General features: G+C 42.7%; 9 protein-coding genes and 1 pseudogene. 4 read left to right on the top strand and 6 right to left on the bottom strand.

Features of this window, described 5'->3' with window-relative positions:
* The first annotated feature begins 44 nt into the window (after window positions 1–44).
* From istA to tnpC, 3 genes are all read left to right on the top strand, one after another.
* Window positions 45–1,544 carry an IS21 family transposase gene (gene istA / locus HRM2_RS19485; protein WP_015905751.1) on the top strand — a complete coding sequence of 500 codons (1,500 nt, stop codon included), beginning with the start codon at window positions 45–47 and terminating at the stop codon, window positions 1,542–1,544.
* Window positions 1,541–2,302 carry an IS21-like element helper ATPase IstB gene (istB, locus tag HRM2_RS19480; RefSeq protein WP_015905750.1) on the top strand — a complete coding sequence of 254 codons (762 nt, stop codon included), beginning with the start codon at window positions 1,541–1,543 and terminating at the stop codon, window positions 2,300–2,302. The genes istA and istB overlap by 4 nt, the downstream gene beginning before the upstream one ends.
* 171 nt (window positions 2,303–2,473) lie before the next feature.
* The gene (tnpC, locus tag HRM2_RS19475; RefSeq protein ID WP_408605358.1) at window positions 2,474–3,514 is read left to right on the top strand and encodes an IS66 family transposase; all 1,041 of its coding nucleotides are present in this window, start codon (window positions 2,474–2,476) and stop codon (window positions 3,512–3,514) included.
* A gap of 36 nt (window positions 3,515–3,550) precedes the next feature.
* On the opposite strand, the gene HRM2_RS19470 is transcribed toward tnpC, so the two are convergent.
* On the bottom strand, window positions 3,551–4,150 hold the full coding sequence (locus tag HRM2_RS19470) for an acetamidase/formamidase family protein (RefSeq protein ID WP_041274153.1): 600 nt from the start codon (window positions 4,148–4,150) through the stop codon (window positions 3,551–3,553).
* Window positions 4,151–4,416: 266 nt separating this feature from the next.
* Between HRM2_RS19470 and HRM2_RS19465 the strand changes: the two genes are divergently transcribed.
* Complete coding sequence (locus HRM2_RS19465) at window positions 4,417–5,715, top strand: IS1380-like element ISDau1 family transposase (protein WP_015905748.1); 1,299 nt, start codon at window positions 4,417–4,419, stop codon at window positions 5,713–5,715.
* A gap of 156 nt (window positions 5,716–5,871) precedes the next feature.
* Here HRM2_RS19465 and HRM2_RS19460 read toward each other — a convergent pair whose 3' ends face one another.
* The 5 genes and pseudogenes from HRM2_RS19460 to HRM2_RS19425 all read right to left on the bottom strand — a co-directional run.
* Window positions 5,872–6,237 carry a PilZ domain-containing protein gene (locus HRM2_RS19460; protein ID WP_015905747.1) on the bottom strand — a complete coding sequence of 122 codons (366 nt, stop codon included), beginning with the start codon at window positions 6,235–6,237 and terminating at the stop codon, window positions 5,872–5,874.
* Window positions 6,238–7,285: 1,048 nt separating this feature from the next.
* Complete coding sequence (locus HRM2_RS19450; RefSeq protein ID WP_015905745.1) at window positions 7,286–8,578, bottom strand: sensor domain-containing diguanylate cyclase; 1,293 nt, start codon at window positions 8,576–8,578, stop codon at window positions 7,286–7,288.
* On the bottom strand, window positions 8,565–9,098 hold the full coding sequence (locus HRM2_RS19445; protein WP_015905744.1) for a V4R domain-containing protein: 534 nt from the start codon (window positions 9,096–9,098) through the stop codon (window positions 8,565–8,567). Before HRM2_RS19445 ends, HRM2_RS19450 begins: the two co-directional genes overlap by 14 nt.
* A gap of 995 nt (window positions 9,099–10,093) precedes the next feature.
* On the bottom strand, window positions 10,094–12,571 hold the full coding sequence (locus tag HRM2_RS26200; RefSeq protein ID WP_015905742.1) for a PocR ligand-binding domain-containing protein: 2,478 nt from the start codon (window positions 12,569–12,571) through the stop codon (window positions 10,094–10,096).
* An 863-nt stretch (window positions 12,572–13,434) separates the two neighbouring features.
* Window positions 13,435–13,923: pseudogene (locus HRM2_RS19425) on the bottom strand (GGDEF domain-containing protein); the annotation flags it as partial.
* Between the last annotated feature and the right edge of the window lie 45 nt (window positions 13,924–13,968).

The following is a 13,968-nucleotide window of genomic DNA, read 5'->3' as shown; positions in this document are numbered from 1 at the left end:
GGGTCTGATTATTGACCTATCAGACTGGAGAGGTAACAGGGAGGATGTTAAAGGTGTCGCAATATGACTATATCCGGACAGCACACAGGATTTATGGCAAATCAATCAAGCAGATATCGAGAGAGACCGGCCACTCACGGAACACCATCAGGAGGGCGTTAAAAGGAGAATACAGCAATTACAAGTCAAGGCAGCTGCAGCCCTATCCTGTTTTGGGCCCGTATCTGACAATCATAGACAGATTGTTGAAGGAGGATACAGACCGTCCTCCCAAACAGCGCCACACTGCCACACGAATCGCCCAGCGTTTAAAAAAAGAGCATGGGTATGCAGGAGGATTTTCAACTGTTTGCCGTTATGTCCGTGAAGCGAAACTGCGAATAGGCATCGGTAAACAAAGGGCTTTCATTCCCCTTGAAATTGATAATACGGGGGAAGCGGAGGTGGATTGGGGTACAGCCCATGTCATCCTTGACGGGATCCAGACCAAGATAAAATTTTTTTGTATGCGCTCAAAATATTCAGGTAAGCATTTTGTTCGCCTTTACCCATGTGAAAGGCAGCAGGCATTTTTTGATGCCCACGTAAAGGCGTTCAGCTACTTTGGCGGTGTGTTTCCTGTTCTGATTTACGACAACCTTACCACCGCAGTCCAGAAAGTTCTGAAAGGGAAAAAGCGTATCGAGCAGGAAGGTTTTTCCAAATTTCATGCCTATTACAGTTTTGAACCTCGTTTCTGCAATGTGGCGGCAGGACATGAAAAAGGCGGTGTCGAAGGAATCGTAGGATTTTCCCGGCGCAACTATATGGTCCCGGTTCCTGAAGCTCAGAGCTTGGAGGAGTTAAACGAGGCGATCCTGACTGAATGCCTTGCCTATGGGGACCACAGAATAAAAAACAGGCCAGGTAAAGTGGATGAGTTGTTTGCACAAGAGAAGGAAAAACTGCTCTCCCTTCCCCCAGAAGCGTTTAGCAATATTGTGATCTCGGATGGCAAGTCAGATAAATATTCAACGGTGATCGTGGACAAGAATCGGTATTCAGTGCCCACCGAATATGCACAACTCAAGCTTAAGGTACTCCTGTTCGCAGAGAAGGTTGAAATCTATTGGGACAACAAGCTGATTGCAGCGCATGAACGCCTATACAACAACAATCAGTGGTGCTTGACCCCAGACCACTACCTTGACCTGATCCAGCGGAGACCACAGGCATTTGAGTCCGCCAGACCAATCAAACAATGGCGAAAAGAGTGGCCGGAAAGCCATGGAAACCTGCTTGAACGCTTTTGTGAAAAGCAGGGGCAAACCACGGGGGTTAAGGATTTCATATCAGTCCTGATGTTTTACAGGGTTTATTCAAAGGCTGATGTTCAAGATGCTGTGGAAAAGGCATTGAAAGCCAACCTCAGCACAAGTGACGGGGTAAAATCGCTTCTTTCTTACCCGAAAACGGATGAGGCAGAGATAAAACCCCTGGTTCAGTGGGAGCGCTTACCAGCACCCGATATGACCGTTTATGGGGAACTGGGAGGTCTACAATGAATCCTGGTGTCGACATTCGCATTAAGCAAAATTTGAAAGATTTAAAATTGGCAGCCATGCTGAGAGAACTATCATCCCACCTCAGGGATGCCCGTGAGAATCAACAAAGCCATGAAGAGTTTCTGCTTAATTTAACGGAAACAGAGGTAAGGATCAGGGCAGAAAACAGCCTCAAACGAAGAATCAAGGAGTCCAAATTCCCTTTGATGAAGCCCATGGAGACCTTTGATTTTGAAAAGGCTCCGGACTTGGATGCCAGTCTGGTGAAGACGCTTTCCACATGTGAGTTTATAGAAAAAAAGCAGAATGCAATTTTTCTGGGTAGAAGCGGAACTGGTAAGACCCACCTGGCAACTGCTTTAGGGATCGAGGCCTGCCGGAAAGGCTATAAAACGCGATTTGTCACGGGATGCGGTATTGTGAATGACCTGGTGGAGGCCCGGGATGACAAGTGCTTAAAGCGTGTGCTGAGCCGTTATGCCCGCTATGATCTCTTGATTCTAGACGAACTAGGGTACGTACCTTTCACAGTAGAAGGGTCCCAGCTGCTTTTTCAGGTTCTGACTGAACGACATGAAAAAAAATCTATCATCATAACCACCAATCTTGGATTTGCTGACTGGACCCAAATCTTTGGCGATCCCAATTTGACATCCGCCCTGCTGGATCGGATCACCCACAGGGCCCATATTATTCAATGCGTCTGGGACAGCTTCAGGCTGAAAGACTCACTGAGTTTAAAAGGAAAAATGGGATAAAACTAACGCAAAGACAAGGGAATTCTATCCGATTAGATTTGGGGGCCAGCCCCCAATCCCCCGGGATTTAACGCCTAACGGACTAAAGCATGAAAGGGCAGTGCATTGGAAACATCCTGCCCTCATATTTCAATCAGCCGTTGCGACGCTGGCATGGCATAATACCAAGGGATAAAAACTTATAATCTTCAGTATGACCCCATACTGTTTCTTGTCATCAGGGGGGTCAATTTTCAGTTAGAAAGGGGGGTCAATTTTAGGTTGCAAATTCTAACCATGTGCAACTGGGCACAAAAAATATGCGAAAGTTGTGAAATTCTTTTTGCAATACTTAAAAACGAAATCCTTTCGGGACCATTAATCCAGATTGACGAGACTCCGGTCCAGGTTCTCAACGAACCTGGAAAAAAGAACACAACTAAATCCTATATGTGGGTATTCCGAGGAGGGTCCCATGAGCATCCCGGTCTCCTTTTTGAATACCACCCCACCCGTGCAGGTGATGCTGCTGTTGCTTTTTTGCAGGGATATACAGGTGTTGTTCAGACAGATGGGTATTCTGGCTATGGCTTTCTGGATAATGAGTCAAATATCTCTCACATGGGGTGCTGGGCACATGCACGCCGTAAATTCATGGATGTCGTTAAGGCTGGTGGAACAAATAAGAATGGCAAACCCAGAGCTGGTGCTGCCGACCAGGCGCTGAAATACATCCGGAAGCTCTATAGAATTGAAAAAGAAGCTAAACTGATCGAGTTAACCGGTGAAGACCTTGTCCAGGAACGACAGGCAAAGGCCAAACCGGTACTGGATGAATTCAAACGCTGGCTGGATGTCAAAATTGAAGAGGTTCCACCCAAAAGTTTATTGGGAAAAGCTATTGGCTACGCCTTAAATCAGTGGCACAGACTCATTGTATATGTCGAAACGAGTCATGTAACCCCTGACAACAATATGGCTGAAAACAGCATCAGGCCCTTTACGATAGGTCGAAAAAATTGGTTATTTTCGGGAGCACCAGAGGGAGCAACCGCCAGTGCAGGAATCTACAGCCTTATTGAAACTGCCAAAGCAAATGGCCTTGAGCCATATTGGTATCTTCGCTTCCTTTTTGAAAATCTTCCCCAGGCCATGACTGAGGCAGATTATAAAGCCTTGTTGCCACAGTATCTGACACCGTCCCAACTCTCAGGCCCTCCTAAAATCTCATAACGAGCATGGGCTGACAAGATGCGGTTTATTGAGCGCTTACCTAGCAACAACACCTGGGATATCGTGTGGTTGCATAGCTACTGCTGGATTTTGAATGGAATTATCAGGAGTATGCATATAATGCTTAGCATTACTTGCGGTCTTTTTGGTTGCTTCTTCGTTAAGTGTTAGTCCTATTGTTTTAGCTTTATCAAAGGCTATTGTACATCCATTAGAAAATTTAAATGGTGAGCAAGGTTTCCCACATATTTTACATACGACACAATCCTCGCCAATACCAACTACTTCTGTCGGCGGATTAATCGTGCCACAATTTGGGCACTTCCCCGCTACGTAAGGGTCACCAACGCATCTTTCAGGGTCAGAAATATCATTACCAGATGTAGTAACGTCAGAAGTAACCGCTATTGATATTAACCTAATAGCAATTGCATCTCCTACTTCAGCATTCTCAACTAAAACAGGAGAAGCCACTTCATGCCCACCATGAAGTTCAGGTGTAATCATCGGTCCCCAACAGCCTGCCGCTGTTTGGGCAACGATAAATCCACCATCGACTACCGGCCCTACCATTTTTGCACTCGGCCCTATCACCCCATTGGTAAAAGTATTTACAAATACTGTTTGCTTAGCCATTTTCTATTCCTCCCATATTCTCTGTTTAATCAGAATTTATCGCTATCAGACTTTATCTTCAAAAGCTGCTCATTGATCATTTTCTTGGAATAGGTGCTCATTTTCTCAAATTTAATAGCAATTCCATTTTCTTCCACTCTAACAACGGTTCCTTTCAACCTAAACAATGCAAGCGATATATGGTTTTTTTGAGTAAAAAGCTTCTATAATTGTCATAAATACAGTACTATAGCCCTATAAGTCATCACTTTATGGAGGGCACCGATATGATGAGGAAGTTTCATACACAATTTACTGAAAAAAACCTTACGGGCAACGCAGGGCTGATCAATCTTGGCAGGTTCGCGGAAAAGTTAGGCCTTCCAAAAATATTGACCAACCATCTCACCATCGAACGTGCGCCCAACGCAGACTACCAGGTGAGCGATGTGGTGATGATGCTCGCTTTTGGTGTCCTGGTCGGGGTCAAACATATGAGTCATATGGCAATTCTCAGGACTGACGAGGTTATCCGTGCCCTTTTTAAATGGGACAATTTTCCTGTCAGCACCTCCTTCGGGCGTATTTTTAAACTTTTTACCCAGAACCATTGCAAGGAATTATCCGATGCTGAATCGGTCGCCAGGAATAAAGTGTGGAACAAGAAATGGTTTGGGAAAGTCACCCTTGATATGGACTCATCTGTTCGAGGGGTGTATGGCACCCAGGAAGGAGCGGCCAAAGGGTACAACTCAAGGAAAAAAGGTCAGCGAAGTTATCATCCCCTACTGTGCTTTGTTGCAGAAAACAGAGAGTGCCTTCATAATTGGTTCCGTACTGGGAGTGCCTATTCTGCCAATGGCAGTGTTGAATTTATGAAGGAATGTTTTGCCAAGTTGCCCAAGCGGGTTTGGAAAGTATTTGTTCGAGCTGATAGCGCTTTTTTTGATGGAGCACTTCTGGACCTGCTTGAGTCAAAAAGCTGCCAATATTTAATCAAGGTCAATCTTAGGGGACTCACCACCCTTTTGGAAAAGCAGTCCTGGCGAAAGATTGCGCGTAGACCAGGATATGAAAGCACTCAATTCGAATATAAATGCTCAGGATGGTCAAAACCCAGGACCTTTGTTGCTGTAAGGCTATTAACGGAAGTTATAATCGAAGAAGATGCCCTGTTCGAATCAAAAAAATATGATTATGATTATTTTTGCTATATTTCAAATTTAAAGCTTAGCCCTTGGGCAACCCATAAAAGATATGGGAAACGAGCCACGAGCGAGAACTGGATTGAGTGGTGCAAAAATCAAATGTCATCGGGTAGTATCTTGACGCAGGAATTTTGGGCAAACTCGGCCATCTTTCAAACTTCCATTCTGGCATACAATCTGTTGGTTTGGATGATGTGGCTGAATAATGAAGATGGTTTCAATGAAGAACCAAACACCATTCGAATGTGCCTGATCCATGTTCCGGCACGATTAATGACCCGGAGCCGGCAGTGGATCGTGCGATTGTCAAAGAACTATTTTTACAAGGACAGATGGCAGCAGTTGGAAGAATCCATAATGCAATTGGATTTTGACTGACAGATCCACCAGCACAAAAAAACATAGAAGGAGGAAGCGTCAATGAACACGTGCGTCTGAGTGTTGCTTGTAAGGGCTATGGATAGGCACAGGTAGCAAAAAAAAACATACCCGCATAGCCGATGCAGGCAAGATTTTCTAAAAAATTGCTCCCCCTTAGCTCAAAAATCCGGCTGAGGGTGCCCCTTGGCCTATACTCTCAGGGCTCCAGTAAGGGCTTGCAACTTTTAGGTTCAATTTTAAGGTGATATCTGCGTCTGGAATTGTAAAAACAACCATAGCATCTTTGCCCATTTCAACGGTACCTGCTGTGTTGATATACACGCCACATGCACTGATATCCCGAGTATAGCTCTGGATAACCTTGTCATCCACCACAGCATCAATATTCATTTTGTCCGGTAGGCGTGGATATTCTCTTTGTTGTCCTTTTTGAAGGTCTTTAAGATGGTCAAGAAGATCTTTTTGTTGATCAAGGGTAAGGTTGTGGACTCTCTTGATGATTTCATCTGAAATATTCATAGTGTCTCCATGATATTTGTCATACTAAAACAGGTGGCTTTTTAGATTTATCAATCCACAAACCTATTCCGATTCCCCTGCAATTTTTCAATCCGCCTACACTGTTACCGCTCCCAAGCATCTACTGGATCTTGCTTGGCCCAAGCCTGAAACAGCTTTTAATTTTTTTTACTGATAATCCCACGGCCCAGGTAAGTATCGTTCATGTGAAAATAAGTCCGGGTAATATCTCCACGAATTTCCGGCCTGGGCTCTGCTTTCCGATTTTCAATCTCCATGTCACAGTTTCAGAAGCACCGGGGTTTTCCAGAGATCATTGCATAGCTGTAATTCGATCGTAAAGCATTAATTTGGCCATTGGCCGGCACAACCATTCTTAATTCACAAGCTGCTGAGACATCATTAAATATCCTTGCAATCCGATAATTCTGATAAAGGTCTTCTTTTGCCCATTTTTCTGCTATCCTATTATACTTTCGCACCATGTCTTTCAGGATGAGATCCAATTCCACCAGAGTTCACCCCTCAAAGCTCCGCCACATCCAAACGCCCCAGATTATCAAGCCCTGCATATCAGTATATTCCCAAATTTAAATTGTAAAGCAGAATTGAAACTAATTCAGGATTCCCAAAAAGGTCGCTTGTCAGGGGCAGTTGTGAATATGGCAGATTCCAAGAACCCGGATCAAGTATGTTTGTATTGGAATAGGGTGATTGCCTGGAGATGGGAGGTTTAATGTAATAAGTTTGATTGAATGCAGAGGATATTGAATCTTTACAACCACAATATATGGTGTTGGATCAAATTTCCAAAAAGCGGAGGCTATGAATACAAGTCTCCTCCTGTCAAATCTTGATTGCGGTGAGCACTGGAAAAAGAAGTCAATGCCTTTTCAATAAAGGGCCTCACGCCATAATGATAGACATATTAAACACCTTTTTGCTGCCTTAATATCCCTGCCCATAGGTACTTGTCTCTACCAAATGTTTTCAAGGATTCAAATAGTATCTTTCATGATTACAGATTCCTATTAATTTTGATGGATACTTAAGCATGAGACACAACTTGATTCCGACCGCCTTCTTTTGCACGGTATAGTGCTTCATCTGCCCGATTTACAAGGGTGATATCATTATCACTGCTTCGAAAGGTTGCAACACCGAAGCTTACGGTGATTTTTTTGGGGGCTGGAAAAACATAATTTTCAATTTTACTTCGCAACTTCTCGGCTAATTTTATAGCACTCTCAAGAGAAGTTTCGGGTGCCTGGATTACAAACTCTTCCCCTCCCCAGCGTGCAAAAATGTCTATCTCCCTCAAATTGGATGCCACAAGTCTGGCAAGATGCTTTAAAACAGTGTCACCGGACAGATGACCATAGCTGTCGTTGACTTGTTTGAAATGGTCAATATCAAAAAGAATCAGTGACAGGGCTACCCTGTAACGTTTCGCTCTTTTTATCTCACTTGTTAATGTCTGGTTGAACTTCATTCGATTAAATATTCCTGTGAGTGCATCTGTGGAGGCCTGTTTTTCCAGCAGTTCATTGATGCCCTCAAGGGATTGCAAATTTTTTTTCTGCACGGTAATATCTCGGAATGCAATGACGGCTCCATCCCGTGTTTCATTTTTAAAAACAGCCCTGCAGGCAAAGCTTATGGGCATCAATAAGCCAGATTTACAGGTAAAGACGCCATCATCATTATTGTAATCATTTCCCGATACGATGGCATTGAAGAATGGATTTTCCCCAGAATTGTATAGAGTGCCATCCGGTTGTTGTTTATGGATCACTTCATGAATAAGACACCCTTCAATTTCATCAAAGCTATATCCAAGCAGGCGCATTGCCTCAGGATTTGCAAAAATAATCTTCCCGTCAGAATCAACTAACAAAACACCCTCACCCAGCACATCGGTTATCTGTTTCAACCGTTGTTTTATGATTTCTTTTTCACGCAAAGACAGAATCATGCAGTTAAACGAGTATGAAAACTCACCCAGAAAATGTACCTGCTGGTTCAGGTCACCTTCAGCAACCTGCCTGGCCTGCCATGTCATATGCGCCAAACTTGCTTGTAATCCTTTAAGTGGCATTGAAAAAATATTATTGCGAGATGATTTGGCGCTAAGATCCCCCCGGGCTAACCGTTCGGAATATTGATATGATTCATTAATCATGTCGAAGATTGTTGCAAACCGATTACAAATAGCCCTGAGTTCCTCATCCTCGACCGTAATTGGATCTACTGGAAAAATAAGACCCTTGCTTCCAAGTCCATGCCCGATAGCCGTTTTCAGGCAGGTATCTATCTCTTCTAAAATCTCACGATGGTCCATTTAAATCCTCAATTGGTTTTACTTCAAATCGGCATGTTCTGTCTCCGGTAGCCCAACAATCAACTTCCTTGGCTGTGATTTTTTTACCGGTATATTCTTCAAAAATACCTGCAATAAAGCCCTCATCGTAATCACAAACAGACTCTTCAAATATTGGTAACCCTGAACAATCAAGATCTTCTGACACAGTTAAGACGAAGTGAAGTTTTTTTTCATCCGCCTTTTCGATCATTAAAATACCAATTTTCAGTGATATGAGTTTTTCTTTCAAAGCCGCTATGAATTGGCTAAATGGCAGTGACGTGTCAAGAGCGTTCTTGCAAAACTCCTGACCGGCAAGAAAACCGGCTTTAACAAACAATTCAACGGTCTTTTGCTTGCCAAGCACTTTGGAAAAAGCATCTTTGAACGTATACTGCATGAGCCGATAGGCTACAACTGATGTTTCAGTTCCCAAATTTGGGCGCCCCTCGGAAAGGTCGCCCAAGTCTTCCCATTTAAAGTCATAAACATCTTGCATGATTGGTTCCTTCTTTAGTTGTTTATTTTTATGGACTCGCAAAGAATAAGATTTTTTACAACGCTATCAAAGTCGTGAATTCTGTTATAAATCATTCTTATTCAAAGGTTTGATAATTACAAGTTGTATCTGCAGAAAAACCAAAAAAACCAAAAAATGTTACATCAAGAATTAGGAAATTGCAAAAAATGTTAATTTGAGCAGATTTACTCCTGCACATTAATGGTATGAAGCGTTACCGGCTGTGATTTCAAAATGGCCAGGACTGGAAAAAGTAGTGTAGGGTGGTCGGCCTTGAGGCTTGGGTGAGCTTTATAACGTGTATGTGTCACTATTGAGGAAGCTCTTCAAACCACAACATCCGGGATGCAAGGTTTTTTTGTCTTCATCAAACGTTTAAATTCCGAATATCAATTTTGCACCTGTCTGGAGCCATGACTAATTATCGTGAGTTATAGAAAGCGACTGATGTTTAATGATACCACCCTCTAAAAATAATCGTTTGATCCCCAAGTTTATCAGAAATCCATAAAATTCCATGAACCAGGATTTGGTTCTGTTCTGCATGCTTTCGAGGGCAGCATTACCGGTCAGTAATCTTCCGGAACGGTTTTTTGAATGGAACAGGCAGGAGCAGTCCGGGATGGACAAAACAACGTCTGTCACATGAAATTCATATGAGAGGCGGAAAAAACTTGTCAGCAGATCAATTTTTAAGAGGTCAATAAGGAGGATATTGGCATCGTTTATCAGGATAATCATGATACGAAATGGACTTCTTGGTCAAACTCAGCAACAGATGTATTCAAAAACTCAGCCACTTTGCTGAAGTTGATAAATGGCTCTGCCACCCCATGATAGACAAGCTGATTAAAGCGGTTGGCCATTTTCCTGCCTTTATATCTGCCGGGTTCTTCCCTGCGTCAGCCCTGTTTTGACGCATATATGCAAATGGATTTTATCAACTTTTAAGATAGAATATATTTTTTAGTTTTTCACTCCCCATCATCGAGCACATCCCTCACTTTAGCTGCCAGATCTTGCATCGAAAATGGTTTGTTTATAAACTGCACGCCCGTATCCAGAACACCGTGGTGGGCAATAACGTTGGCAGTGTAACCTGACATGAACAAACATTTAAGACCGGGGTAAATGGTGAGGAGTTTTCTTGACAGATCCCGGCCATTCATTTCGGGCATGACAACATCCGTCATAAGCAGTTGAATTTCATTAACATTAGAAGTCTCCATGATTGATATGGCTTCAGTCGGCGCAGAAGCCGTCAATACGGTGTAGCCCAGTCGTTCAAGCATTATCTTGGTCATCTTCAGGATGGCCTTTTCATCCTCCACCAATAGAATGGTTTCATTCCCTTTCAGAGATGTTTTCTTAAAATCTTTTTGTTTGGCAACTGCCGTTTCTGAATGAACAGGAAGGTAAATTTTAAAAGTCGTCCCTTCACCGGGCTCACTGTAAACGTTTATAAAACCATGGTTCTGTTTTACAATGCCATAGACTGTTGCCAACCCAAGACCGGTTCCCTGGCCGATACTTTTTGTGGTAAAAAAGGGTTCAAAAAGTTTATCAAGGATCTTTTTATCCATGCCGGAACCATTATCACTGACGGCCATCATTACATAACTACCGGGATTAAAGCCTTGATGTTCTTTGCAATAAGCTTCATCAAAGGAAATATTGCCTGTCTCAATGGTAACTTTACCGACACTCTTAATTGAATCTCTGGCATTCACACAGAGGTTTGCCAATATCTGGTCGATCTGGGAAGGGTCTATTTTGACAGACCACAGATTTGGGGCCGGATTCCAGGTCAAATCAATATCCTCACCAATCAGACGCATCAGCATTTTAAGCATATCAGCAAGGACATGGTTCAGGTTTAGTATCTTGGGAGCAATCGTTTGTTTGCGGGCAAAGGCTAACAATTGTCTGGTCAAGCTGCTGGATCGTTCGGCTGCTTTATATATCTCTTCCAGATTTGTGACAATAGGATTTGACGGGTCCATATCCTCCATGATGATTTCAGCATTACCAAGAATGATACTTAACATATTGTTAAAATCATGGGCAACACCTCCGGCCAGACGGCCCACGGATTCCATTTTCTGAGCCTGATTCAACTGGAGTTGCAATTTCTCCTGGTTTCTTTCGGATCTCTTACGTTCAGTTATATCCACTATTGATCCTTCAAGAAATCCCTGTTCTGGGAAAATCGTTGCCGAAAAGGATATCCAGATATGGGTTCCATCCCTGCGTATAATTTCCGTCTCGTAATCGCTGATAACTCCATTTTTATGTAAAATTCTCAAAAATTCCTTGCGCCCGTTGGGATCAACCCATGCATCGGCCGCATTGAACTCAGCCATACAGTCTTCAATATTAGAATAGCCTGACATTTTTGCATATCGTTCATTTATTTCAAGGATCTTGCCGTCGGAAAGTCTATTCCTGAACAGCGCTACCTGGGCATTTTTAAACAAGGAGTGATACTTTTTTTCACTGGTTTTCAGAGCCTCCTCTGTCTGTTTACGCCCTGTGATATCCTGAGTCACTCCCCTTAGTCCGACAGTGGTACCTGTTGCATCACGAATGACCTCTCCGTGCACCCACATCCATCCCCGGCTCCCATCCTCCCGCAATGTTTCCAACTCAAGCTCATAGGGGATTCCAGTCTCTCGAGTGTTGGTCAGGGCCGTGGACAATTTGTTCCAACTTTCAGGGGTGAACAGTTTCTGATGTTCGGTGTAAGGAGGTGGAGGGGATGAGGGATCAAAACCATACATTCTATAAAGTTCTTCCGACCAAACGACATGATTGCTCGCAAGGTCCAAACGCCAACTGCCCACATGGGCAATTCGCTGGGATTTCTTTAAATCTTCCTCGCTATGCCGCAATGCCTCCTCATTTTTTTCTCTCTGTTTATTCAGTTCTATTTGTTCCAACTTTTGAGATGTTATTTCACTGATCACCTTGGTCATGTTCAATAAAAAATCCATTGCAGTTTTAACTTTCTCCTGCGAAATTATTGGGACCTTTGCAAGCGCTTTAAGGTAGGAACTTTCCTCAAAGCCATGTATCTTGGCCTGTTTTTTAAAAAAAGAGATGTCCGGTTCTTCAAAAAGAAATTGTCCGGAAAAAAGGTTGGCAACATGATTTCCGTCTATTATTATCGGAACAGCGACATCAATTAATCCATTTAAGCATTTATAAAAATGATATTTTCCGCCCCCGTTCATTTTATTGGATAAGACGGTATCGCTAACTGTGCAATTTTTAGCGGTTTCAGGATTAATACGGTGAAATTCAGTACAGATTTGTCTCCATTTCGATTTCGATAAAACATTGCCTTCAAGGTCTAAAATGGCTGTTACAAAACCGGTTATTTGGTTGAACCCTTCAAGAAGGGGATTCACCTTTTTAAAATCGATAAAATCAACAATTTTAGTATTCACCATTAAAATTTTCTCCTGATTTAAAAAAGGCCCAACCCATTATATTTGTTAGGGGATCACTCATTTAAGTTACACAGATTAATAAAAAAAGCAATAATCTCATGGAATTCGAACAAACTGAAACCAGGGTTGATCATAGCTTCGGCCAGTGCAGAATTATATGATATGTGATTGCTGACGTTCCCTGGAATCTTTTCCGACCTGAACCGAACTTGAACCAGGAAAGGGGGAGGCGGTGCATTCGCAGCAGATCAGGGACTCTTTTTTTCAATATTTTTGCATCAGCGATTGTGTGGGTTATTCCCATATAACCGGCACGGCCGGAGCGAGGTATGGCTCTGGCCTCAACGAATTTTGAAACGCCATCATTGACAATGCTTTGGCGAGTGTTTCATATAAAAATGGCAACGGGGCGGCTATGATCGCAATGGGTTTGAACAATTGCTTATCACAGGTGATGATATTCAGGCCTGGCTGATGATTGATAGAATTTACGTATGGCCACATTTGAGGCGGACACGGGCCTTGCCCTTTTCCTGTCTAGTTTCGGTCCATGCCCGCTACACCCGGGATGAGATTCTGGCCGGTCTTGTTTGTCTCACCCTGGAAAATCGGATAAAGTTACGATAAGGTGTGAAGTTCCTGCTGGAGATCCAGGCCGTTCTTGGTCTGGAAAGATAAATACCTTAAAAATCAAAAACTGGTCTTATACTGCGCCTGACCGAATGAAGCCATGAGTACCAGTCTTGCACGAAAACTCATGACTGGGGGGTACACGGATGTTCATAAGCTTTTTTCCAGGGGCTCTTTAACCCAACAGTATGGTTATTCCTCCCACCGGAACTGTAAAAATTAAGGCAATGCTTCTATTTTGAGATAATATCGGTAGAAGGATAAACAATACATCTATTCCTTCCCTCGTCTTTTGCCTTATAAAGTGCCGCATCGGCATTGTTTAATAATTCAGTCATTGATCGACATGTGTCTTCTATTTTTGCGAGGCCTAAACTTATGGTTACAACAGAAGAAGCCTTGGAGTTTTTATGAGGTATTTTCATGTTTGCAACATTTGTTACTATCTTATTTGCAGCAATCACTGCACCAGGCATATCTTCAAGGGGTAGGACCACAACAAACTCTTCTCCCCCATATCGGGCAACAAAATCTGTTTTACGCAATGATTTGGCTATTTTTTGTGCGACTTTGGTAAGACAGTCATCTCCTTGGATATGTCCATAACTATCATTATATAATTTAAAATAATCTATATCTATTATCATAACAAATAAATCTTTTTTATCGGATCCTTTATACCTTATTCGCTCATCCAATTTTTTTTGAAAATATTCATTGAAATATTGCCGGTTAGTTTCTTATCTCTGATTTTCTTGTTTTTATGG

The organism is Desulforapulum autotrophicum HRM2, assembly GCF_000020365.1.
GTDB lineage: Bacteria > Desulfobacterota > Desulfobacteria > Desulfobacterales > Desulfobacteraceae > Desulforapulum > Desulforapulum autotrophicum.
Note: the sequence above shows the minus strand (reverse complement) of the source record. Positions and strands in the feature narration are given on the sequence as shown.